A 23,510-nucleotide genomic window follows, 5' to 3' on the forward strand; every position below is an offset into this window, starting at 1 on the left:
CAAGATCGAGGGACGAAACTCGCATGAGCATCAGCGACGACTTCCGGCGGGATGCGCTCGATTATCATCGCTACCCGCAACCGGGAAAGCTCGGCATCCATGCCACCAAGCGCATGGAGACGCAGCGCGACCTGGCGCTGGCCTATTCACCCGGCGTGGCAGCGGCCTGCGAAGCGATCGTCGCCGATCCGGCGGCGGCGCGCGACTATACGGCGCGAGGCAATCTGGTCGCAGTCGTGACCAACGGCACCGCCGTGCTCGGGCTCGGCAATATCGGTCCGCTCGCCTCCAAGCCGGTGATGGAGGGAAAGGCGGTGCTGTTCCGCAAGTTCGCCGGGCTCGACGCCTTCGATATCGAGCTCGACGCCAGCGATCCCAAGACCTTCTGCGATGCCGTGGCGGCGCTGGAGCCGACCTTCGGCGGTATCAACCTCGAGGATATCAAGGCGCCCGAGTGCTTCGCCATCGAGGCTGAGCTGCGGTCCCGGATGAACATCCCGGTGTTCCACGACGATCAGCACGGCACCGCCATCGTCGTCGCGGCGGCCGTGCGCAACGCGCTGCTGCTGCAGGACAAACGCATCGAGGATGTGCGACTGGTGACCTCCGGGGCCGGGGCGGCGGCGCTGGCCTGTGTCGACCTGCTGGTTTCGCTCGGTCTGCCGATCGCCAATGTCACGCTCACCGACATCGACGGCGTCGTCCATGCCAACCGCAACACCGTCATGCTGCCCAACATGGCGCGCTACGCCCATGTCAGCGACGCGCGCGTGCTCGCCGACGTCATCGCCGGCGCCGATATCTTCCTTGGCCTGTCGGCGCCCGGCGTGTTCAAGCCTGAATGGCTGCCGCTGCTGGCCCCCAGGCCGCTGATCCTGGCGATGGCCAACCCGCAGCCCGAGATCATGCCGGACCTGGTGCGCGCGTTGCGGCCCGATGCGATCATCGCCACCGGGCGGTCGGACTTTCCCAATCAGGTCAACAATCTGCTGTGCTTTCCCTACATCTTCCGGGGAGCGCTCGACTGCCAGGCGACCGAGATCAACGAGGCGATGAAGCTCGCGGCCGTCGAGGCGATCGCGGCGCTGGCGCGGGCCGAACCCGACGAGACCGTCGCCCGCGCCTATAGTGGCGAGCCGATGCTGTTCGGGCATGACCATATCATCCCCAAGCCGTTCGATCCGCGCCTCATCCTCGAAGTCGCCTCCGCCGTCGCCACGGCAGCGGGCGAGACCGGGGTGGCGCTGAGCCCGATCGCCGACATGGAGGCCTATCGCGCCAGCCTGACGCGCTACACCTACCGCTCGAGCCAGTTGATGATGCCGGTGTTCGAAGCCGCGCGTCGCGCCACACGGCGGGTCGCATATGCCGCCGGCGAAGCGGATTCAGTGCTGCGCGCCGCGCAGATCGTGGTCGACGAGCGCCTTGCCCGCCCGGTGCTGGTCGGTCGCATCGCCGTGGTCGAAAAAGCGATCGCCCGGCTTGGCCTGCGCATTCGCGTCGGCCAGGACATCGAGCTGTTCGATCCGACGGTGCCGGGCGAGGCCTTCGAAGCGCTGGTCGCGGCCTATGTCGACCTGGTCGAACGACGTGGCGTCAATCCGGCCGCCGCTCGCAAGCGCGTCCGGCAGCAACCCAGCGTCACGGCGGCACTGCTGCTCCACACCGGGATGGTCGACGCGGCGCTGTGCGGCACTCCGGCCGAGTGGTGGGAGGAAACCCGGTCGGTGCTGCAGATCATTCCGCGCGCGCCGGGGGTCAGCCGCGTTTCGGCGCTGAGTGCGCTGGTACACGAACAGACGACATTGTTCTTTGCCGACACCCACCTCAATATCGATCCGAGCGCGCAGCAGATTGCCGAGTTCACGATGATGGCGGCCGACCAGGTCGCGCGCTTCGGCATCGTGCCCGTCGTCGCCCTGCTCTCGCACTCCAACTTCGGTGCTTCGGGATCGCCGAGCGCGCGCAAGATGCGCGAGGCGCTCGCGATCCTGCGCCGGCAGAAGCCCGATCTTCAGGTGGACGGCGAGATGCATGCCGACGGCGCGCTCAACCCGGCGATCCGCGAGCGCAGCATCACACAGTCGGTGTTCGAAGGCGCCGCCAACCTGCTGATCATGCCATCGCTCGACGCCGCGAATATCGCGCTGACCCTGGCGACTTCGATCACCAAGGGCCTGGCGATCGGGCCGCTCCTGCTCGGCATGTCGAAGCCGATCCACGTACTGGTATCCTCGACCACGACGCGGGGCATCGTCAACATGACGGCACTGGTTGCCAGCGAGAATGCCGTCGAGGCTGCCCGGTGATCCGCTCAATCGGCGGCTGATCCAGCTGTGCTTGGTGCGACGGCCCCGGCGTCAGCGAGCTTTCGTGATTTTCGAGTAGGGGACGAATTTGTCGAGGAGCACGAAGCCACGTGGAACCTGGCCGCCCCAGGCCACGAGCTGAATAGCGTCGTGGTTGCAAAGCTGGGCGCCTCGGACATTGGCGACCAGGATATCGTCATTGCGAAGCCGCGACGGATCCTCCGTCGTGTTGACGAACAGGCGGCTGCCGATGCGGTAGACGATGGCCCTGCCCCTGACGACCGTCACGCTGCTGGCCAACGAGGATTCGATGCAGGATACCGGCGCCTCTGGCGTTCGTCCGGCGAGCAGCTTCTGCAACTCCTGATCGGGGTCGCGGTGCGTCGCTGCGCCCGCCGGCATGGCGATAAGGGCGGCACCGAGCAGCACGGAGCTCAGCAATTTGGACATGCTGTTCACCTAGCGCGAGTCGCCTGAACAGCGGCTGACCGTGAGTAGATTGCGCCCCCTGTTGGGGATTGGCAGGCGCCGAGGCGACGGCTCGAGGCTGTCGGATTAGATGCACACGACACGCCGCATGCGAAACTGACATTATCGTGCAATAAACTCCCCTGATGATCTGGCGTCTCATGGTTTCGATTTGTGCGGTGCTGTCGGGTGCCGGTGCTTCGGCGCAGGACCTGCCAACCGCGACCGTGGTCTCGCGTTTCGTCGCTGCGGAGGCTCGCCAGGGTGTCGCGGCCGATGCACGCTATTTCTACCCGAACTCGAACAACAGCATCGGCAAGTACGACAAGCGGACCGGCGCCCGGGTTGCGGGATGGGAGGGGCCGCGCGCGCTGTACCCGCACATGAATTCGTGCACCGTCGATCGCAGCGAATTGATCTGCGCCGCGTCCAACTATCCAGCGGTGCCGATGGCTAGCGCGGTCGAGATCTTCGATACGAAGACGCTTCGGCATATTCGCACCGTACCGCTGCCACCGCTGCCGGGGTCGCTGACCTGGATCGAACGTCACGGCGCCGACTGGTACGCCGGGTTGGCCAATTATCCCGAAGGCCGTGGCGGCGAGCCTGGCCACGATCATCGCTGGACGCGGCTGGTGCGCCTCGACCGCGAGTTTCGTCCGACAGCGTCGTGGCTGTTCCCGGACACGGTGCTGGCGCGGTTCGCACCGATGAGCAGTTCGGGCGGATCATGGGGCGACGACGGTCTGTTGTATGTCACGGGCCATGATCGACCCGAGATGTACGCGCTGCGCTTGCCGGCTGCCGGGACGACGCTCGAGCATGTCGCGACGATCGGGACGACGACCGGCGGTCAGGCCATCGCCTGGGACCGGTTCCAGCCCCGCGTCATCTGGGCCCTCGACCGCGCGACGAACATGGTCGTTGCGAGCCGCATTCCGCCCGTCGTCCCGCGCTGATCTCGGACACCTGCGGGCCTCGACAGCCTGTCGGCGCGACGCTGCTCGTTAATGGCAATCGTCCGCCGGTCGCCGGTTCAGCCGACAGAAATCCGGTGACCGTACGTTGACCAAGCGCTCACGGTTGTGGCAATTGGCGAACGGTTGGCGAACAGCGCTGTAGAATTTTCCCAGCGATTGGCGTCCAAGTCGTTGAAATGCGGGTGTAGCTCAATGGTAGAGCAGTAGCTTCCCAAGCTATAGACGGGGGTTCGATTCCCCTCACCCGCTCCAACCCGCCGCTGCCCCCGGAGACCCTATGATCGAGGCTTTCAGCTATAGCGCCGGCGACGTGACCTGCGACGGCCAACTGGCTTTGCCGCCGGGTGACGAGCGCCGGCCGGGAATCGCGGTGTTCGCCGACATCGGCGGCATCGGCGCCCACACAATCGAGCGTGCCGACCGACTGGCCGACGAGCTTGGCTACGTCGCGCTCGCGGCGGATTTCTACGGCGAGGGCATGGTCCCGCAGGACTTTGCCGCGGGCATGCCGCTGCTGCAGAGCTGGCGCGCCGATCCGGCGGCCATCGCCATCCGCGCCGGCGCCGCGCTCGACGCACTGGCGGCCCATCCGCGGTGCAACGGCCAGCTTGGCGCGATCGGCTTCTGCTTCGGCGGCACCGTCGTGCTGGAACTGGCGCGAGCCAATTACCCGGGCTATCTCGCCGGTGTCAGCTTCCACGGCGACCTGACGACGATCGCGCCGCTCAATGCCGGGCCGCTGTCGACAAGGCTGCTGGTCTGCCACGGCGCCGAGGATCCGATCGTTCCCGACACCGCGCTGGTCGGCTTCCTGCGCGAGATGGCGGCGGCCGAGGCGGACTGCCAGACCATCGCCTATACTGGCGCACTGCACAGCTTCACCAACAAGAACGCCGACGGCGTCGAGCGCCCGTTCGCCAAATACGACGCCCGCACCGATCGCCGGTCATGGGCGGCGATGAAGGCGCACTTCGCCGAGGCGTTCGGCTAAAGCCCTTCGCCGCCGACCCAGTGCGCCTGCGCCAGACGGCGGGCGACGGTCCAGACCTGGGTGCGGATATCGGGCACCGCGACGATCTCCCAAAAGGCGCCGCGGGTCATCGGCCCAAGACCGAACAGGCGCGGGTGCGGCGTGCCGTCGGCGCCGACCAGCCGCGACTGGCTGTCGACATCGAGGCCGAGTCGGTTGGCATCGGCGCGGGCATGGCCGCTGGCGATGAGGCCGCGCAACAGCGGCTCGGTCGAGCGCGCCAAATCACCCTGCGGCCCGGTGCAGTTGACCACCCGCCGCGCATGCAGGGTCTGCAACTCGCTCGCCCCCCGTGGGCGCCAGCCGACATCGATGCCCGTGCCGCTGGCCTCGAAGCGCGACGGCTTGCCGGCGACGATGCTCAACTGTCCGCGCGCGCGCATCCTTTCGATGGTCGCGGCGACGGCGGGCGCGAGGCGGTGGCGGTGGACGTCCCACCACGGCCGCAGGTGGCGCAGGAAGCGGCTGCGCTCCTCGACCGAGGCCGACAGCCACAGGCTCTGGGTGAACGGCCGCATCTCGTCGACGGCGGCGCGCCAGCCGATCTCGCGCGTCCGCACGCGGATCTCGTGGAGCAGCGCCGAGGCCTGGCTGGTCGGCTTCTCGTTGCGGTCGCCGGCCGGGCCGGGCGGCACATGCGGGCGCGGCAGCAGGCCACGGCGGCTCATCGCGACGATCTTGCCGCCAAAGCCCGCCGCATCGAGCGACAGCGCGACATCGACCATGGTCAGCCCGGTGCCGATCAGCAGAATGGTGTCGTCGTCGGTGAGCCCCTCGATCAGCCGCGGGTCCCAGGGGTCGTGCGCGTACAGGTCGGGCGTGAAGCTGTCGGGATCGAGCCCGGGTGGCGCATGCGGCGGCAGGTTGCCGACGGCGACGACCAGCGCATCGAAGGTCTGCGGCGGCCCTTCGGCAAAGCTCAGGGTGACGCCGTCGTCGTCGACCCTGCTGCCGACGACGTCGTCGCGGACCAAGTGCAGCCGCTCGCCGGCGCGGGCGTTGGAGCGTTCGAGCAGCTCGCCGAGATACTCGCCGTACATCTTGCGCTGGGCAAAATCGCCGCCGCCGCCAAGGCCGCGCGCGGTGCACCATTCGGCGAAATGCTGGGGCCGGTCGCTGAGCGCGCTCATGTTGCCGGCGCGGACGTTGAGCAGGTGCGACGGATGCGGCGCGGTATAGGCGGTGCCGCGCCCGAATACCGGGCGCCGCTCGATCAGCGTCGCCTCCGGCCCGGCATGGCGCAGGATGTTGATCGCCAGCAGCGAGCCCGAGAAGCCCGCCCCGACGATGGCGACGGTTTTGTAGATCATGCGGTCGCCTCCCTAGACTGTGCGGTCGATCTCGACCTCGATGACCAATGGTGTCGTTCCGGCCAGTCCGCGCTGGAACTCGCGCGCCAGATCGTCGAGCCCGGCGACGCGGACTGCCTCGACGCCCAGCCCCTCGCTGAGCTTGATGAAGTCGAGCGCCGGATCGTCGAGATCCATCGCGATATAATCATCGGCGGCGGCACTGTGTCCGCCGATGGCGCGGGTGCGCTGTTTGAGGATGCGGTAGCTGCGGTTGTTGAAGATCACCACGACCATGTGGAGGCGGTAGCGCGCGGCAGTCCACAGCGCCTGGAGCGAGTACATCGCCGAGCCGTCGCCACTGAGTACCACGACCGGGCGATCGGGCAGGCCGAGCTTGATGCCGACCGCCTGCGGCAGGGCGACGCCGATGCCGCCGCCGCGCATGCCGAACCAGCTATCGGGACGGGTTGCGGAGATGAGTTGCCGGACGGTGTTCATGCCGGACGACAACAGCTCCTCGATGACGATGGCGTCGTCGGGGATGAGCTGGCCGAGACGGTGCAGGACCGGCAGCGGCCGGAGCGGGAGCAGGTCGGCCTCGGCCTCGGCCTGGGCGATCAGCTTGGCTTGCCGGGCCGCGATGGCGGCTTCGGCTCCGACGCGACGCGCGGCGGCGGGCCCGACGCGGCGCAGGACGGCTTCGGTGAGCAGCGGCAGGGTCGCCTTGGGATCACCCAGCAGCGCGGCAGCGGCAGGGTGGTTCTTGCCGATTTCCCAGGCATCATTGTCGAGGTGGACGACCTTGGTGCCGGGTGCGAGCGCCTCGACACCTGAGGCCTGGCTCTGGGTCAGCAGGTCGGCGCCGATCGAGACGAGCAAGTCGTGGCGGTCCATCACGGCGCGCAGGGCGGGCGCCATGCGCGACACGCTGCCGGCGAACAGCGGGTGGTTGCTCGGGAACGCCGCGGTGTTGGCCATGCCCTCCAGATGGACCGGCGCGCCGATCGCCTCGGCCAAAGCGGCAAGTTCGGCATGGGCATCGGAGCGCGCCACGGCATCGCCCGCGAAGATCACCGGGCTGCTGCTGGCCGCAATCAAGTCCGCCGCGGCCTCGATGGAGTCGGCGTCGGCGATGATGCGCGCGCCGATCCGGGTCGGGGCCAACAGGTCGAGTCCCTCGGCCGCGTCGGTCAGGATGTCGCCCGGGATGCTCAGGAAGACCGGGCCGGTCGGCTGGGTCAGCGCGACCTTGGCGGCGCGGCGGACGGCGCGCGGCAGGTCTGCCAGGCGCGAAACCTCGTGGCTCCACTTGACCAGCGGCCGCGCCATGCTGACCAGATCGTCCCACAGCAGCGGCTCGGTCAACGCGAATGTCGTGTCCTGCTGCCCCGCCGTGACCAGGATCGGCGCCCCGGCCTTCTTGGCATTGTACAGCATCCCCAAGGCGTTACCGAGACCTGGTGCAGCGTGGAGGTTTGCCACCGCCAGCTTGCCGGTCGCCTGCGCATAACCGTCCGCCATGCCCAGCACGACGACCTCGTTCAGCCCGAGGATATAGCGGATGCCGGTCTCGACGACGAAGGCGTCCATCAGCGGCAGTTCGGTCGTGCCAGGGTTGCCGAAGACGAACTCGACGCCCTCGCTGCGCAACAGGTCGAGGAAGATGTGCTTGCCCGCGGTCATCCAGCCTGACTAACCACGTCAGCGGCGGAAGACCACCGTCTTGCGGCCGTTCGGCAGGATGCGCTGTTCGGCCGCCCAGGTCACCGCATACGCGAGCACCTGCGCCTCGACGTCGCGCCCGATGCGGACCATGTCCTCGGCGGTGTGGCTGTGGTCGACGCGGGTCGAGCCCTGCTCGATGATCGGGCCTTCGTCGAGGTCGCCGGTGACGTAGTGCGCAGTCGCGCCGATCAGCTTGACGCCGCGTTGCCACGCCTGGGTATAGGGCGCGGCGCCCTTGAAGCTGGGCAGGAAGCTGTGGTGGATGTTGATGCAGCGCCACGCCAGCGCCGCCGACAGTTCAGGCGACAGCACCTGCATGTAGCGCGCCAGCACCAGCAGGTCGACGCGCTCCGCCGCCATCAGGTCGAGTAGCGCCGCCTCGCCGGCCGGCTTGGTCGCAGGCGTTACCGGGATGTGGTGCCACGGCAGGCCGTGCCATTCGACCAGGCTGCGCAGATCGTCATGGTTCGACACGACGCCGGCGATCTCGACCGGCAGCGAGCCGGTGCGCCAGCGGTGGAGCAGGTCGTTGAGGCAATGCCCGAAGCGCGACACCGCGATCAGGATGCGCGGCCGCACCGCGCTGTCGGCGAGCGACCAGTCCATGCCGAAGCCCGTCGCGATATCGGCGAACCCGGCGCGCAGCGCATCGGCCTCGAGCACCGCGCCCTGTGCCGGGATGAAGGCGACGCGCAGGAAAAAGCGTCCGGCAGCACGGTCGGCGAACTGCTGGGATTCGACGATGAAGCCGCCGCGCTGGGCCAGGAAGCCGCTGACCGCCGCAACGATACCCACGGTATCGGCACAGCTCAGCGTCAGGATGAAGGGCGTCTCGCTCATGTCGAACTCACTGGGCAGGGTTGGAGCCGCCGCGCGTCAGCCCGGCAAGCGTGTCGGCAAGCTCGCTCAAGCGGAACGGCTTGGTCAGGCGCGGCAGGTCCGCCGGGATGCCCTCGAAATCGGCATAGCCCGAGATGACCAGCACCGGGCGGTCCGGATAGCGGTCGCGGAACTGCGCCGCCAGCACCGCGCCGGTGGTGCCGGGCATGAGGTGGTCGGTGACCAGCACGTCGAAATGGCCGCCATTGTCGAGCAGCGCCAGCGCCGCCTCGGTCGATGATGCCTCGACGACGTGGTAGCCGAGCTCGGTGAGCATGTCGGCGGTGCTGGCGCGGACCAGTTGCTCGTCGTCGACCAATAGCGCGACGCCGGCGGCGGGGCGGACCGGGACGGTCGCGGCGGGGCTGGCTTCGGCGGCATTCAGGGCCTCACCCGCGACCGGCAGCCAGAATTCGACGGTGGTGCCCTCGCCGGGGTGACTGACGATCGCCATCGCGCCGCCGAGTTGCGAGGCGAGGCCGTGGACCATCGACAGGCCGAGGCCGGTGCCCTGGCCGATGCCCTTGGTCGAGAAGAACGGCTCGATGGCGCGGGCCAGTGTCGCCTTGTCCATGCCGACGCCGGTGTCGCTGACGCAGACGCGGACATAGGTGGCGGGCCGCAGGCCGTGGCGGCGGTCCTCGCCGATCTCCTGCGCCGTCGCCGCGATGGTCAGTGTGCCGCCGTCGGGCATCGCGTCGCGCGCATTGACGCTCAGATTGAGCAGCGCCATCTCGAGCTGGTTCGGGTCGGCACGCGCCGCCGGCAGCCCCTCGTCGAGCGACAGGTGGATGGCGACCCGCGGGCCGACCGTGCTGGCGATCAGCTCCTGCATCCCGATGATGCGCGACGCGACGTCGACCGCGACCGGCTGCAACGGCTGGCGTCGGGCGAAGGCGAGCAGGCGCTGGACCAGAGTCTTGGCACGCTCCGCCGACAGCAGCGCGCCGTCGATCAGCCGCTGCTCGCGCTCGCCGCCGTGGCCGCGCCGCTGCAGCATGTCGAGGCTGCCGATGATCGGGGTCAACAGATTGTTGAAGTCGTGCGCGACGCCGCCGGTGAGCTGGCCCATCGCCTCCAGCTTCTGCGACTGGCGCAGCGCCTCCTCGGCCTGGCGTCGCTCGGTGATGTCCAGCGCCTCGGCGACGATGGCAAAGACCTGGCCGTCGGTATCATGGATCGGGCGCAGGCTGGCATCGAACCAGCGCCACCCGGCCGGCAGCTCGAGGTGCATGGTGAAGCGCACCGTCGTCCCGGAAGCAGCGCGGCCGACGCCGCTGCGCACCAACTCGGCGGAACCGGCGGTCGCGGCGAACCACGGCGTCTCCCAGAACAGCTTGCCGACGATGGCATCATAGGTCGCGTCGATCGTCCGCAGCGCCGTGCCGTTGATGTCGACGATGATGCCGTCCGGGCTCAGCACGCCCTTGCTCTGGAAGCTCGTCTCGAAGATGCCGCGCATGCTGGCTTCGCTCGCCTGCAGCGCTGCCGTACGCTCCGCGACCTGCAGTTCGAGCGCCTCCGACAGGGCGCGCAGCTGCTCCTCACTGGTTCGCAGCGCCGCCTCGACACGGGCGCGCTCGACCGACGCCCAGGTCCGCTCGGCGACGTTCTGGATCAGCGCCTCGTCCTCCGTCGACCATTTCCGCGGCGCGCTGGAATGGACGTACATCAGCGCGGCAAAGCGGCCCTCGCGGTTGAGCGGGACCGCCAGCGAGGCCCGCGCCCGAACCGCGTCATAGGCGTCGGGCACCCGGTCGAGTGGGGTAATGTCCATGATGTCTTCGAGCCGTGAAACGCCGCCGCGACGCAGTATCTCTGTCGGCGCCGGGCCATAGGTGTCGAACCGGTGGGTTCCGGCGAAGACCGGCATGCCGTCCGCCGCCCAGTCGCCGACGATGGTGAAGACCTCGCCGTTCTCGTCGACCTCGCCGTAGCCGACCCGGTCGGCCTCGAGATGCCGGCCCAGCGCCTCGGCGGCGATGCGCATGATCCGGTCGGCATCGCCGACGTCGCGCAGCGCGTCGCCCAGGTCGACCAGGAACGCGTGGCGACGCTCCACCGCCAGCAGCACCTGCCGCGCCTGATAGGCCTCCGTGACGTCGAAGCCCTCGCAGAAGATGCCGGTGATCGTGCCGTTCTCGTCGACCGTCGGCGCATAGATGAAGTCGAGATAGCGCTGCCGGCCCGGCTCGCCGGCGGCCTGGATCGAGATCGGCAGCTGCGATGCGACGTATTGCTCGCCGGTCGCATAAACCTGGTCGAGCAGCTCGATGACGCCCTGCGCGACCACTTCCGGAAAGACCTCGACGACGGAGCGTCCGAGATAGTCGCGCCGGCCGAACATCTGGCGATAGGCGTGGTTGACGAATTCATAGACATGGCCCGGGCCCTGCAGGATGCAGATGAAGCCTGGCGCGCCCTCGAACAGCTGGTGCTGGCGGCTCTGCTCGGCGGCAAGATGCCGCTTGGTCACGACATTCCCGGTCGTCTCGGAGCACACCACCAGCACGCCGCCAACGCCGTTGGGTGCGGTCACGTCGTCGATGGGGCCGTAGCTGTAGGTCCAATAGACGTCCTCGCGCCTGCCGTGCCGGGTGATCGGCACCAGCGCGTCGACGTTCCAGGTCGCCTCGCCGCCGGCCATGACCTGGTCGAACTGCGGACCGACGATATCCCAGATCTCCGCCCAGACCTGACGTGCCGGCTGGCCCAGCGAAGCCGGGTGACGCTCCGGCCCGATCGAGGCGGAATAGGCGTCGTTGTACAGGCAGGCCCCCTCCGCGCCCCAGAAGATGTACATCGGGTGCCCGGTGTTGAGCATCAGGCGGATGGCGGTGCGCAGCGTCTGCGGCCAGCTCTCGACCGGCCCCAGGCTGGTCGCCGTCCAGTCCTTGACCCGCATCAGAGCGCCCATGACGCCGCCGCCGCGCAGGAAATCGGTGGACGATGGCGCGACCGGGACCGCCGGGCTCATGACCGCGCCGGCACCGACAGCGGGACCGGCGTACGCCTCGATCGTGGTGCGCTCGGCATGACGCCTCGTTAGCCCCTGACCAGATTTGCGCAAGTCCCGGCTTGACGGTCGCCGCGCTGGCACAGCCGGGCGATAACGGCTAGGGCGACGGCGCTGACTATCGCAGGGGCGGAACATTGCTTCGCATCTATTCTCCGGGCGCAACCGGCGCGCTGTGCAACACCGATAGCGACCTGACGACGCTGCCCGCCGACGCGGTCTGGATCGACATGATCTCGCCGACCCCCGAGGAGGAGGCGTTCGTCGAGCGGGCGCTCGGCCTGCAGGTGCCGACCCGGGACGAGATGGTCGAGATCGAGCCGTCGAGCCGCCTGTACCGCGAGGACGATGCGATCTACGTCACCGCCAACGTCCTGGTCAGCCTCGAAAACCAGGAGATGATGTCGACCGCAGTGTCCTTCGTGCTGACCAAGACGCACCTCGTCACAGTGCGCTATGCCAGCCCGCGGGTGTTCGAGGTATTCAAGGCCAATCTGGAACGCAGCAAGATGCTGACCGCCGACCCGTGCAACGCGCTGATGCAGCTGCTCGATGCGATCGTCGACCGGCTGGCGGACGTGCTCGAGCATGTCGGCGGCAACATGGACAATATCTCGGGCTCGACCTTCCGCCGGGCGCGGCTGGAGCGGCAGAATCGCATCTCGACGGTGGCGCTGCAGGCGCTGCTCGGTCGCATCGGCCATGCGCAGGACGTCGTCTCCAAGGCGCGCGATTCGGCGCTGACGCTGGCGCGGGTGATCGGTTACCTGATCTTCGCCCTGCCCAAGGGCAGCAACGGCGGGCGCGAGCATCTGAAAAGCCTGTCGCGCGATGTGGCCGGGCTGACCGACCATGCGAACTATCTGGGCAACAATGTCACGTTCCTTCTCGACGCGGTGCTCGGGCTCATCAACCTGGAACAAGCCAACATTGCCAAGATCTTCTCGGTCGCGGCGCTGGTATTCCTGCCGCCGACGCTGATTGCCGGGGTGTACGGCATGAATTTCGATTACCTGCCTGAGCTGAAATGGCACTACGGTTACATCTTCGCACTCGGGTCGATGCTGGCATCGGCCGTGCTGCCGTACGTGTTCTTCCGGATGAAGGGGTGGCTGTAGGCCTGGCGTGACCGACAGTTACCGGATCACCGACGTCCAGCTGGACGAGCGCACCATCCTGTGGCGCAATGCCGATGTCGAGCAGGAGCGGCGCGTCGCCATCTTCGACCTGCTCGAATCGAACAGCTTCAGGCCGTTGACCGCCTATGACGACGGCTATGCCGGTCCGTTCAAGATCGTCATGGGCGTCGAGGAAGGTCGGCTGGCGGTGGCGATCAATGCCGCCGACGACCGCCACCTCGAAACCTTCGTCCTGCCGCTGTCGCCGTTCCGCCGCACGGTGCGCGACTATTTCGCGATCTGCGACAGCTATTACAAAGCCATCCGCGCCGCCACGCCGCACCAGATCGAGACCGTCGACATGGCACGCCGGGCGCTCCACAACGAGGCCGCCGAGTTGCTGATCGAGCGGCTGGGGCAGCGGGTCGAGGTCGACTTCGACACCGCACGCCGCCTGTTCACGCTGATCTGCGTGCTCCACATCCGCCAATAGGGAATAGCATGTCCGTCCAATCCGACCGCTGGATCCGCGAGCAGGCGCTGGCGCACGGCATGATCGAGCCCTTCGTCGAGAGCCAACGCGCCGGCGGCTGCATCAGCTACGGCCTCAGTTCCTATGGCTATGACGCGCGCGTCGCCGACGAATTCAAGATCTTCACCAACGTCGACAGCGTCACCGTCGACCCCAAGGACTTCCACCCCGCCAGCTTCGTCGATCGCAAGACCGACTGCTGCATCATCCCGCCCAACAGCTTCGCGCTGGCGCGCACCGTCGAGTATTTCCGAGTGCCGCGCGACGTGCTGGTGATCTGCCTCGGCAAGTCGACCTATGCGCGCTGCGGGATCATCGTCAACGTGACGCCACTGGAGCCCGGCTGGGAGGGCCATGTCACGCTGGAATTCTCCAACACCACCCCCCTGCCCGCCAAGGTCTATGCCAACGAAGGCGCCTGCCAGTTCCTGTTCCTCAAGGGCAACGAGCCCTGCGAGGTCAGCTACGCCGACCGCGCCGGCAAGTACCAGGGCCAGCGCGGGGTAACCCTGCCGCGGTTGTAAGGCTTGCGTTTGAACAGACCAGTTCATAGACTAGTTGGCATGGCACAAGTCGGCGCATTCGAGGCGAAAACCAACTTCTCCAAATTGCTGGCGCTGGCCCGGCGCGGCGAGACGACGACGATCACTCACCGCGGCGAGCCGGTTGCACGGCTGGTTCCCGCGATCGAAGGCCCCGACCCGGCGGCATCGCTCGCCGCCTTGGACAAGCTGCACACGATGGCACGCGAGCGTTCCGGGCCAGCGGTGACGCGTGACGAAATCCGAAGCTGGATCGACGAGGGCCGTCGCTGACGTGAGCATCGTCATCGACGCGTCGTTCATGCTGGCACTGGTGTTCGAGGACGAGCGCACCGACGAACTTACCGCCGTTGGCCGGCGCCTTGCTATCGACGGCGGTATCGTGCCGGGACATTGGCGGCACGAGATCGCCAACAGCATCCTGATGGCGGTCAGGCGCAAGCGCATCGATCCGACCCGCCCGCTGGCGATCTTCGCACAACTGAACCAGCTTCGGATCGACGTCGACAGTTCGTCCAGCGAGGCGATCTGGACATCGGCGTTCGTCCTTGCCGAGCGACTGGGCCTGACGATCTACGATGCAGCCTATCTCGAACTGGCGATGCGTTTCGGGCGGCCGCTGGCCAGCCTGGACAAGCAATTACGCACCGCGGCGCGGCAGGTCGGCGTGGAAGTCCTTCCGGAGATCGTCGCCTAAATCCGCGCGCCGACCTTCGGCAGCCAGTTGTGGATGTTGGTCGCGGCCGTTGCCGCATGCCCCATGGCGACGCTGATCTGGTCGAGGCCCTCGACGACGTCGCCCGCCGCCCAGACGCCTTCCAGCGAGGTCTTGCAGTGCGCCTCGCCGGGGATGCAGCTGCCGTCGGTCAGGTCGACGCCCAGTTCGTCGGCCAGTCGCGCGTTGGCGTGCGACCCGAGCGCCGGGTACAGCGTGTCGAAGGCCAGCGAACCACCATCCGCCAGCCCGACATGGACCTGGCCGCCGTCGAAGTGGATGCTGCGCATCGCCGGCTCGACGACGGTGATCCCGCGCTCCGCCAGTTCGGCGCGCTCCGCCTCGTCCAGGTCTGCGAAATTGGCCGGGAACAGCGTCACCCGCGCCGTATAGCTGCGCAGGAAGCGTGCCTCCGCCACCCCGTGCGCGTCGCTGCCGAGCACGCCGACGTGCTGCTCCTGCACCTCATAGCCGTCGCAGACCGGGCAATAGCGCAGCAGGCCCTCGGCCACCGCGTCATCGTGCGTCGCCTCGTCGACCAGCGGCGGCCGGTGGTTGGTGACGCCGGTCGCCAGCAACAGCGCCGGGGCGCGCAGCCGGTCATCGCCGACATGCGCGACGAACAATTCGCCGTCGCGCGTCACCGTGTCGACCTTGGCATCGTACACCACCGCGCCGTAGCGCTCCGCCTGCTCGCGCATCCGGACCAGCAGGTCGGGCCCGGTGATGCCGTCGGGAAAGCCGGCGTGATTGTGCGAGGTCGGGATCCACAGCGCCCGGCTACCGCCGGCATCGATCACCACCACCTTGCGCAGGAAGCGCGCCAGGTAGATCGCGGCGGTCAGCCCGGCCGGGCCACCACCGACGATAATGCAATCGGGATCGCGCTCCGCAAGCGCGCGGCCCGCATCCCGGTCGTGACCGGCGCCGACTATCGTCTCGTCCATCTCACGCTCCATCGGTGTGCCACTTCCGCAACAACCGACAACGCGTTAACACCGGTCAATGGACCAGATCATCATTCGCGGCGGCAAGGCTCTGTCGGGCAGCATTCACATTTCCGGTGCGAAGAACGCCGCGCTCACCCTGATGCCCTGCGCCTTGCTCAGCGAGGAGCCGCTGACCCTGCGCAACCTGCCGCGGCTGGCCGACATCGACACTTTCGGCCATCTGCTCAACAACCACGGCGTCTCGACCACCATCGAGGGGTCGCACCCGAGCGAGTTCGGGCGGGTGATGACCCTGCGCGCCAACCGCATCACCTCGACGGTCGCGCCCTATGACATCGTCCGCAAGATGCGCGCCTCGATCCTGGTGCTCGGGCCGCTGCTGGCGCGCGCCGGCGAGGCGACGGTCAGCCTGCCCGGCGGCTGCGCCATCGGCAACCGCCCGATCGACCTGCACCTGAAGGCGCTGGAGCATCTCGGCGCCGAGATCGAAGTCACCGCCGGCTACGTCAAGGCGACGGCCAAGGGTGGCTTGCGCGGCGGCCGCTACGTCTTTCCGACCGTGTCGGTCGGCGCCACCGAGAACGCGCTGATGGCGGCATCGCTGGCGCGCGGCGAGTCGGTGCTGGAGAATGTCGCGCGCGAGCCCGAGATCGTCGACCTGTGCCGCTGCCTGATCGCGATGGGCGCCAAGATCGACGGCGTCGGCACCGAGAAGCTGACCATCCAGGGCGTCACCAAGCTGCACGGCGCGACCTATGCCGTGATGCCCGACCGTATCGAGACCGGCAGCTATGCCTGTGCCGCGGCGATCACCGGCGGCGAACTGGAGCTGATCGGCGCCGAGGAGGAGACGCTGGGCGCGACCTTCGACGCGCTGCGCGAGGCGGGCATCGAGACCAGCAAGACGGCGCGTGGCCTGATGGTCCGGCGGGCGAATGGCCTGCACGGCGTCACCGTGTCGACGGCACCCTATCCCGGCTTCCCGACCGACATGCAGGCGCAATTCATGGCGATGCTGTGCGTCGCCGACGGGGCCTCGCTGCTGACCGAGACGATCTTCGAGAACCGCTACATGCACGTGCCGGAACTGGCGCGCATGGGTGCCGACATCACCGTGCGTGGCCGTTCGGCGATCGTCCGCGGCGTGCCCGGCCTGGTCGGCGCCGAGGTCATGGCGACCGACCTGCGCGCCTCGATGAGCCTGGTCATCGCCGGGCTGGCGGCGAAGGGCGAGACCATCGTCAACCGGGTCTATCACCTCGACCGCGGCTATGAGCGGCTCGAGGAAAAGCTGTCCGCAGTCGGTGCCGATATCGAGCGGATATCCGATGGTTGAAGAAACCCTCGCCGACACCCGCCTGCTGCTGCTGGCGCAGGACCCCGACGAGGTGCCGCTGCTGTCGGCGCTGTGCATCGGCGCGGTGCTGCCGGTCGTCGAGGCCGGCTATGACAGGCGCGCCCGGCGGCTGGTGCTGATGCTGCGCCGCTACCGCTGGGAGGCCGACGTGCCGTCGCGCATCCTGACCGCGCTGCGCATCGACTGTGTCCTCGACCTGCAACGCCGCAAATGGCCGGTCGCGCCGGCGGTGCTGGAGCTGCTCGCCTTCACCCAGGACGGTGACGTGCTGACCTTCGACTTCGCTGGCGGTGCAACCCTGCGCGCCACGGTCGAATGCGCCGACATGGTGCTGGAGGACCTCGGCGCCCCCTGGGAAGTGCGGAAGCCCGATCACGGCTAAGCCGGGTGATATGTCCGCCCGGGTGCCGGTCGAACATTCGCTGCGCCAGATTGTCGACCCTGATAAGCGAGGTCCGATTGCTCCTCTTCAAGCCCATCCTCGCGGGCGCGACGCTGCCGGACCGCCTGATCGCGTGCATCGGGGCGGCGGTCGCGATCGCGCTGACCATCATCGCTTGTGCCCACCTCGGGCTGACGGCGGCGGACCTGCCGGTGATCGTCGCGCCGCTCGGCGCATCGGCGGTGCTGGTGTTCGCGGTTCCGGCCAGCCCGTTGGCCCAGCCGTGGCCGGTGATCGGCGGCAACGTCGTCTCGACGCTGGTCGGGGTGGCGGCGTTCCGGCTGATCCCCGGCATGCCGGTGGCCGCAGGGGTCGCGGTCGGCGGCGCGATCCTGGTGATGTCGCTGCTGCGCTGCCTGCACCCCCCGGGCGGGGCGGCGGCGCTGACCGCGGTGATCGGCAGCCAGAGTATCCACGCCGCCGGGTTCGGCTTTGCCTTTGCGCCGGTCGCGATCAACTCAATGGCACTGGTGCTGGTCGCCGTCGTGTTCCACCGCCTCACCGCGCACAGCTATCCGCATCGGCGCGCGGCGGTCGCGACGCCCGCCCAGCCGCGCTTCCAGCCCGCCGACATCGATGCGGCGCTGACCGACATGCACGAGAGCTTCGACATCGGTCGCGAGGATCTCGACGCGCTGCTGGAGCATGCCGAACGACACGCAGCCGCACGGGCGGGCTGATCCCGGGCCAGGATTGCCGTGCTTTTGCGAGAGTTCGGCCGCGCGTTCAGGCCGTCTCCGTCCAGCCGCCGCCGAGCGCCTTGTACAGGCGTGACAGGTCGATCAGCAGCGTCGCGTTCGACTGCGCCAGCGCGTTGCGGTTGGACAGCAGCGCACCCTGCGCATCGAGGACGCTGGTAAAATCGGTCAGCCCGGTGACGAACTGCGCCCGCGCCAGCCGCACCGCGACCTCGGCATCGGCGACGCCGCGCCGTAGCTCGGCATTGCGGCGCTGCTCGCCGGTATAGGCGGACAGCGCGTCCTCGACATCGCGCACCGCGCCGATCACCGCCTGCTTGTAGCTCGCCAGCGCTTCGTCGCGGACCGCCTGGGCGTTGCGTACCGTGGCGCGCCGGGCGCCGCCGTCGAAGATCGGGATGTTGGCCGCGGCGCTGATCGTCGTCTGGATGCTGTTGGTCGAGAACAGCGTCGCCAGCGAGGTCGACAGCAGCTCGGCCATGCCCATCAGGTTGAACTTGGGATACAGGTCGGCGACCGCGACGCCGATGTCGGCGGTGGCGGCGGCCAGCTGGCGCTCGGCAAGGCGCACGTCGGGACGGCGGCGCAGCAGCTCGGAAGGCAGGCCGACCGGCACCTGCGGCGGCGCGGCGGCGAGCGGGCGCGGCACCGACAGCTCCGGCGCCAGCGCATCGGGGGCCGAGGCGGTCAGCACGCCCAGCGCATGGACCTGCGCCGCCGCCTGCGCCTGCAGCCCGGGCAGTTGCGCCGCGACGTTCGACAATTGCAGCGCCTGCTGCCGCTCCGGCAGTTCCGCGACCAGCCCCGCCTGGCGCCGCGCCGCGACCAGCCGCAGCGTCTCGCGCTGCCGCGCCAGCTCGGCCTGCGCGATCGCGATCTGGCTCTGCAGGGTGCGAAGCTGGAGATAGTCGCTGGCGACCTCGGCCGTCAGGCTGACCTGCAGGTCGCGGGCGTTCCACTCCGCCGCCTCGGCCCGGGCGCGCGCGCCCTCGACGCGCCGCTTGGTCCCGCCGAACAGGTCGACCTCCCACGACGCGTCGAGGCCGAGCGAGAAGGTCGTGATGCCGCTGCCGGGCAATGCAATGCCCTGGCCCGGCGTGGTGCCGCCGCCTCCCCCGCCCAGCGCACTCGCGATCGAGCTCAGCCCGGCGTTCTTGCTGAAGGTGACATGGTTGACCCCGCCGGTGCCGTCGAGCGTCGGCAGCAGCGACGAGCGCGCCACCGCGACCTGCGCCCGCGCCTGGGCGATCCGCGCCGCCGCCGCCTCCAGGTCGAAATTGCGCGACGCCGCCAGCATCACCAACCGGTCGAGCTCCGGATCGCCGAACTGCTTCCACCATTCCGCCGGCGCCGCACCCTCGGCCCCAGCCTGCGAATAGGCCGGCGGGACCGGCAGCGCGGCCTGGGGCGGCGGCGCATAGTTCGGCCCGACCGTGCACCCCGCCAGCAACGTCGCGGCCAACAGCCAATACCGCCGCATCACGCCGCTCCTCCCTTTTCGCCCTTGCCGCTTTTGAGCAGCAGCACGATCGGCGTCAGCGCGAGCACGACGATCATCAGGATGTGAAACACGTCGAGATACGCCAGCATCGCCGCCTGCTTGAGCACGATCCGGTACAGCTGCCCGGTCGCCGCCCCGGTCGCCTGCCCCGCCGACATGCCGGTATCGCGCAGCGCCTGCTCGATCGCCGCGATCCCCGCCGGATAGTTCGGCGCCAGCGGGTTGAGCCGCTCGACCAGTTGCGACTGGTGGACCTGGCTGCGCTGGGTCAGCAGCGCCTGCGACATCGAAATCCCGAACGTCCCGCCGAGGTTGCGGAACACGTTGAGCAGCGCCGAGGCGTGGTTGGTATCCTGCGGTTTCAGCCCGACATAGGCCGCCACCGTGATCGGCACGAACAGGAAGGGCAGCGCGATCGCCTGGAACAGCCGCGCCCGCCCGGCATCCCAGAAGCTGATATCGGCGTTCAGCCCCGACAGGTTCCACAGCGCCGCCGCCTGCACCAGCAGCGCGCCGCCGAGCAGGATGCGCACGTCGACCTTGCCGATCAGCCGCCCGACGATCGGCACCGCGATCACCGTCCCCAGCCCGCCCGCGGTCAGCGCCAGCCCGGCATCCGTCGCGGTGTAGTTCAGCACCTGCTGCAGCATCTGCGGGATGAGCTGCGTCGTGCCGAACAGGATCACGCCGGTGATCATCATCACCGAGCTGATCGCGGCGAAGTTGCGGTTGCCGAGCAGCTTGAGATCGACGATCGGGTCGTCGCGGCTGGTCTCCCACAGGATCAGCCCGATCAGCGAGATCGCCGAGACGATGGCGAAGCCGGTGATCATCGGGCTGGCGAACCAGTCCTCGCGCTCGCCGCGGTCGAGGGTGATCTCCAGGCAGCCGAGCCCCGCCGCGACCAGCAGGAAGCCGACCCAGTCGACGCTCAGGCCGTTCTTGAGCTTCTTGGCGCGCTCCCGCTGCAGCGCCTTGGGCTCGTCGACCAGCGCGCCGACCAGCAGCAGCGAGGCGATGCCGATCGGCACGTTGATCAGGAAGATCCAGTGCCATGAATAATTGTCGGTGATCCAGCCGCCCAGCGTCGGCCCGAGCACCGGCGCGACGATGATGACGAAGGAATAGGCCGCGAACGCACCGCCGCGCTTTTCCGGCGGGAAGGTGTCGGCCAGCATCGACTGTTCGGACGGCGCCAGCCCGCCGCCGCCGATGCCCTGGATGATCCGCGCGACGATCAGGAACTGGATGTCCTGCGCCAGCCCGCAGGCCAGCGACGCCGCGGCGAACAGCGCCACCGAGATCATGTAATAACGTTTGCGCCCGATGACGTCGGACAGCCAGCCGGAAATCGGGATGACGATGGCGTTGGCCACCAGGTAGCTGGTCAGCACCCAGGTCGCCTCGTCGGGCGTCACCGACAGCGACCCGGCGATGTGGTTGAGCGAGACGTTGGCGATCGAGGTGTCGAGCACCTCCATGAACGTCGCGATCGAGATGATGCCGACGATCAGCCACGGATTGCGGTCGCCCGCCGCCGAGCGCGACTTGTCCCAGCCTTTCGCATCAGCCGCCACTCAGCGGACCTTGACGGTCGGCACCACCGACATGCCGGGCCCGATCGGATAGGAGCGCAGGTCGGTGTTGTCGATGTCGATCCGCACCGGCACGCGCTGCACCACTTTCACGAAATTGCCCGTCGCGTTCTCCGCCGGCAGCAGCCCGAACGCCTGTCCCGCGCCGCGCTGGAACGAGGCGACATGGCCGTGGAACTTGATGTCCGGCAAGGTGTCGACGCGGATGTCGACCGGCTGGCCGACACGCATCAGCGACAGTTGCGTCTCCTTGAAATTGGCGGTGATCCACAGCTTCAGCGGCACGATCGCCATGATCTGCTGGCCGGGGGTGACGTACGAGCCGACCTCGACGTTGCGGTTGGCGATATGTCCGAAGATCGGCGCGGTGATGCGGCTGTTGGCGACGTCGACGCCCTGCGCGCGGACCTGCGCGGTCGCCGCGCTGACCTGCGCCCGCTGCGCGCCGATCTGGGTCTGCGCCGACTTGACCTGCGCCCGCGCCTCGCCGAGCTGCCGGACCGCGGCGTCGCGTTGCGCTCGGGCGGTGCGGACGTTGGCGACGGCGGTGTCGATCTGCTGGCCGGCGACGGCGGTCGGCTCGATGCGCTGCAGCGCCCGGTAGCGCGCCAGGTCGGCCTCCGCCTTGTCGAGATTGGCCTGCGGTTCGCGGATGTTGGCCTGTGCGGTGGCGACGGCGCGCCGGTTGACCTCGACCTGCGCCAGCGCCTGCGCCACGCCGGCCTTGGCCTGCTCGACCTGCGCCTGCGACTGCTGCAGCCGCGCCGACGAGGTTCGCGTATCGACGACCGCCAGCAACTGCCCCGGCCCGACGATCATGTTGTCGTCGACCAGTACCGAGGTGAGGATCCCCGAGACCTGCGGCGCCAGCCGGACGATATGGCCGTCGACATAGGCGTCGTCGGTCGACTCGTACTGGCGCGCGTGCAGCCACCACAGCACCCCGCCGACGATCAGCACGACCAGCGCGACGCCGATGCCGATCAGCAGCTTTGGGCGTTGCAGCAGCGACTTCTTTGGCGGCTTGTCGTCGTCCTTGTCGGCGTCGTCTCCGTCGCCCTCGTCATCGCCGCCGTCGTCATCGTCGCCGTCACCGTCGTCGTCCTTGGGCTTGTCGTCGCCCGCCTTGTCGTCCTTGGCTTTGTCGTCACCCTTGGCCTTGTCGTCCTTGGCCTTGTCGTTCCCGGCCTTGTCTTCGGGATTCCGGTCGTCCTCGGGCGGCTTGCCATCGTCCTTGTCGTCGGCATCCGCCATTTCGTGCACCGTCCCTCACGTTTCGATGCCGCGATGAACAACTCCACGCCGCCAGCCGTTCCCCGTCGCGAACGACGCATGGGAGCAGCGATGGCGGACGGTTCTAAAACAGTGGTCTATGCGGCACTCGCGGGGAACCTGCTGATCGCCGTCACCAAGGGTATTGCCGCCGCGATCACCGGTTCGTCGGGAATGCTGTCGGAGGCGGTGCACAGCCTGGTCGACACCGGCAACGAGGTGCTGCTGCTGTACGGCATGAAGCGGTCGGCGCAGAAACCCGACGAGGAGCATCCGCTCGGCCACGGCCGCGAACTGTATTTCTGGAGCTTCGTCGTCGCCGTGCTGATCTTCGGCGTCGGTGCCGGCGTGTCCTTCTACGAGGGCGTCGTCCACCTCGCCGAACCGGAGCCGATCAAGCGGCCCGAGATCAGCTACATCGTGCTGGGCCTGTCGTTCCTGTTCGAGGGCGGCTCGTGGTTCGTCGCCTACCGCGAGTTCCGCCGCATCCAGGGCAGCCAGACTCTGGTCGCGACGATCCGCGACAGCAAGGACCCGCCCAAGTTCATGGTGTTGCTGGAAGACAGCGCCGCGCTGATCGGCATCGCGATCGCGCTGGCCGGCACCTGGGCCTCCGTCCACTTCAACGATCCGCGCTTCGACGGCTACGCCTCGATCGGCATCGGCGTCGTGCTGGCGGCGGTCTCGATCATCCTGCTGCGCGAGAGCAAGGCCCTGCTGATCGGCGAGCGCGCCGACCCGGCCGTGCGCGACGCCGTCGCCCGCGCCGCCAGCTGCACGCCGGGGATCGAGCGCGTCAACGGCGTGCTGACCGTCCAGCTCGCCCCCAACCAGGTGTTCGTCGCGCTCAGCCTGAAGTTCGAGGCCGGCATGGACATCGAGGTCGTCGAGCGCATCGTCACCGACGTCGAGGCCCGCGTCCGCGCCGAACGCCCCGAGGTCATCGCGCTGTTCCTCAAGCCGCAAACCCGCGAAGCCTATCACGCCTCGCGCGGGCGCCTGCTCGACGCGCCGCAATTCGATCCGTCGGCGCCATAGCTGCGTAGCTCCCTCCTCCACGCAAAGCGTAGAGTGGGGGAGCGAGCAAAG

Annotated in this window: 21 protein-coding genes and 1 tRNA gene; 13 read left to right on the forward strand and 9 right to left on the reverse strand. The window is 68.5% G+C overall.

The genetic code is table 11. From position 1 onward, the window contains the following. The first annotated feature begins 29 nt into the window (after positions 1-29). The gene (locus tag ACOFKW_RS03115) at positions 30-2,309 is read left to right on the forward strand and encodes an NADP-dependent malic enzyme (RefSeq protein WP_419816854.1); all 2,280 of its coding nucleotides are present in this window, start codon (positions 30-32) and stop codon (positions 2,307-2,309) included. Positions 2,310-2,360: 51 nt separating this feature from the next. Here ACOFKW_RS03115 and ACOFKW_RS03120 read toward each other — a convergent pair whose 3' ends face one another. Continuing rightward, positions 2,361-2,738: a hypothetical protein gene (locus tag ACOFKW_RS03120; RefSeq protein ID WP_419815898.1), complete on the reverse strand. Its 378-nt coding sequence runs from the start codon at positions 2,736-2,738 to the stop codon at positions 2,361-2,363. Between the two features lie 185 nt (positions 2,739-2,923). Here ACOFKW_RS03120 and ACOFKW_RS03125 point away from each other — a divergent pair, with 185 nt between their 5' ends. The 3 genes from ACOFKW_RS03125 to ACOFKW_RS03135 all read left to right on the forward strand — a co-directional run bounded on the left by ACOFKW_RS03125 (position 2,924) and on the right by ACOFKW_RS03135 (position 4,748). Then, the gene (locus ACOFKW_RS03125; protein WP_419815899.1) at positions 2,924-3,736 is read left to right on the forward strand and encodes a hypothetical protein; all 813 of its coding nucleotides are present in this window, start codon (positions 2,924-2,926) and stop codon (positions 3,734-3,736) included. A 199-nt stretch (positions 3,737-3,935) separates the two neighbouring features. Then, positions 3,936-4,009: transfer RNA gene (locus ACOFKW_RS03130), tRNA-Gly, on the forward strand. Positions 4,010-4,034: 25 nt separating this feature from the next. Then, positions 4,035-4,748: a dienelactone hydrolase family protein gene (locus ACOFKW_RS03135; RefSeq protein ID WP_419815900.1), complete on the forward strand. Its 714-nt coding sequence runs from the start codon at positions 4,035-4,037 to the stop codon at positions 4,746-4,748. Here ACOFKW_RS03135 and ACOFKW_RS03140 read toward each other — a convergent pair. The 4 genes from ACOFKW_RS03140 to ACOFKW_RS03155 are packed head-to-tail and all read right to left on the reverse strand — an operon-like array spanning position 4,745 to position 11,660. Then, the gene (locus ACOFKW_RS03140) at positions 4,745-6,097 is read right to left on the reverse strand and encodes an FAD/NAD(P)-binding protein (protein ID WP_419815901.1); all 1,353 of its coding nucleotides are present in this window, start codon (positions 6,095-6,097) and stop codon (positions 4,745-4,747) included. The two genes, ACOFKW_RS03135 and ACOFKW_RS03140, sit on opposite strands and share 4 nt — an antisense overlap. A gap of 12 nt (positions 6,098-6,109) precedes the next feature. Next, positions 6,110-7,762, reverse strand: coding sequence for a thiamine pyrophosphate-binding protein (locus ACOFKW_RS03145; RefSeq protein WP_419815902.1), 1,653 nt, complete (start codon positions 7,760-7,762; stop codon positions 6,110-6,112). 18 nt (positions 7,763-7,780) lie between these two features. Beyond that, positions 7,781-8,644 (reverse strand): formyltetrahydrofolate deformylase, encoded by an 864-nt coding sequence (gene purU, locus ACOFKW_RS03150; protein ID WP_419815903.1) that lies wholly within the window; start codon positions 8,642-8,644, stop codon positions 7,781-7,783. 7 nt (positions 8,645-8,651) lie between these two features. Next, positions 8,652-11,660, reverse strand: coding sequence for a PAS domain-containing protein (locus ACOFKW_RS03155; RefSeq protein ID WP_419815904.1), 3,009 nt, complete (start codon positions 11,658-11,660; stop codon positions 8,652-8,654). Positions 11,661-11,836: 176 nt separating this feature from the next. On the opposite strand from ACOFKW_RS03155, the gene ACOFKW_RS03160 reads away from it, so the two are divergent. Genes ACOFKW_RS03160 through ACOFKW_RS03180 form a run of 5 tightly spaced genes read left to right on the forward strand, consistent with a single transcriptional unit; the run spans position 11,837 to position 14,588 of the window. Further along, the gene (locus ACOFKW_RS03160; RefSeq protein WP_419815905.1) at positions 11,837-12,817 is read left to right on the forward strand and encodes a magnesium transporter CorA family protein; all 981 of its coding nucleotides are present in this window, start codon (positions 11,837-11,839) and stop codon (positions 12,815-12,817) included. A 7-nt stretch (positions 12,818-12,824) separates the two neighbouring features. Next, positions 12,825-13,310, forward strand: coding sequence for a UPF0262 family protein (locus ACOFKW_RS03165; protein ID WP_419815906.1), 486 nt, complete (start codon positions 12,825-12,827; stop codon positions 13,308-13,310). Between the two features lie 8 nt (positions 13,311-13,318). Next, positions 13,319-13,873, forward strand: a complete 555-nt coding sequence (gene dcd / locus ACOFKW_RS03170; RefSeq protein WP_419815907.1) for a dCTP deaminase — start codon at positions 13,319-13,321, stop codon at positions 13,871-13,873. Positions 13,874-13,912: 39 nt separating this feature from the next. After that, entirely contained in the window at positions 13,913-14,164 is a 252-nt protein-coding gene (locus ACOFKW_RS03175) for a type II toxin-antitoxin system Phd/YefM family antitoxin (RefSeq protein WP_419815908.1), read from the forward strand. Position 14,165: 1 nt separating this feature from the next. Continuing rightward, a complete protein-coding gene (locus tag ACOFKW_RS03180) occupies positions 14,166-14,588 on the forward strand; it encodes a type II toxin-antitoxin system VapC family toxin (protein WP_419815909.1) in 423 nt (140 codons plus the stop codon). Here the strand turns inward: ACOFKW_RS03180 and ACOFKW_RS03185 are convergent. Beyond that, positions 14,585-15,553, reverse strand: coding sequence for an NAD(P)/FAD-dependent oxidoreductase (locus ACOFKW_RS03185; protein WP_419815910.1), 969 nt, complete (start codon positions 15,551-15,553; stop codon positions 14,585-14,587). The two genes, ACOFKW_RS03180 and ACOFKW_RS03185, sit on opposite strands and share 4 nt — an antisense overlap. Before the next feature lie 58 nt (positions 15,554-15,611). Here ACOFKW_RS03185 and murA point away from each other — a divergent pair, with 58 nt between their 5' ends. From murA to ACOFKW_RS03200, 3 genes are all read left to right on the forward strand, one after another. After that, positions 15,612-16,892: a UDP-N-acetylglucosamine 1-carboxyvinyltransferase gene (gene murA / locus ACOFKW_RS03190; RefSeq protein ID WP_419815911.1), complete on the forward strand. Its 1,281-nt coding sequence runs from the start codon at positions 15,612-15,614 to the stop codon at positions 16,890-16,892. Next, on the forward strand, positions 16,885-17,295 hold the full coding sequence (locus ACOFKW_RS03195; RefSeq protein ID WP_419815912.1) for a DUF2948 family protein: 411 nt from the start codon (positions 16,885-16,887) through the stop codon (positions 17,293-17,295). Before murA ends, ACOFKW_RS03195 begins: the two co-directional genes overlap by 8 nt. Before the next feature lie 77 nt (positions 17,296-17,372). Further along, positions 17,373-18,035, forward strand: a complete 663-nt coding sequence (locus ACOFKW_RS03200; protein ID WP_419815913.1) for an HPP family protein — start codon at positions 17,373-17,375, stop codon at positions 18,033-18,035. Positions 18,036-18,081: 46 nt separating this feature from the next. On the opposite strand, the gene ACOFKW_RS03205 is transcribed toward ACOFKW_RS03200, so the two are convergent. The 3 genes from ACOFKW_RS03205 to ACOFKW_RS03215 are packed head-to-tail and all read right to left on the reverse strand — an operon-like array spanning position 18,082 to position 22,403. Further along, positions 18,082-19,533, reverse strand: a complete 1,452-nt coding sequence (locus tag ACOFKW_RS03205) for an efflux transporter outer membrane subunit (RefSeq protein WP_419815914.1) — start codon at positions 19,531-19,533, stop codon at positions 18,082-18,084. Next, the gene (locus ACOFKW_RS03210) at positions 19,533-21,131 is read right to left on the reverse strand and encodes a DHA2 family efflux MFS transporter permease subunit (RefSeq protein WP_419815915.1); all 1,599 of its coding nucleotides are present in this window, start codon (positions 21,129-21,131) and stop codon (positions 19,533-19,535) included. The genes ACOFKW_RS03205 and ACOFKW_RS03210 overlap by 1 nt, the downstream gene beginning before the upstream one ends. Next, positions 21,132-22,403 carry an HlyD family secretion protein gene (locus ACOFKW_RS03215; RefSeq protein ID WP_419815916.1) on the reverse strand — a complete coding sequence of 424 codons (1,272 nt, stop codon included), beginning with the start codon at positions 22,401-22,403 and terminating at the stop codon, positions 21,132-21,134. Positions 22,404-22,493: 90 nt separating this feature from the next. On the opposite strand from ACOFKW_RS03215, the gene ACOFKW_RS03220 reads away from it, so the two are divergent. Further along, positions 22,494-23,459: a cation diffusion facilitator family transporter gene (locus ACOFKW_RS03220; protein WP_419815917.1), complete on the forward strand. Its 966-nt coding sequence runs from the start codon at positions 22,494-22,496 to the stop codon at positions 23,457-23,459. The last annotated feature ends 51 nt before the right edge of the window (positions 23,460-23,510 follow it).

The sequence above is a fragment of the Glacieibacterium sp. genome, from assembly GCF_965200405.1.
Classification (GTDB): domain Bacteria; phylum Pseudomonadota; class Alphaproteobacteria; order Sphingomonadales; family Sphingomonadaceae; genus Glacieibacterium.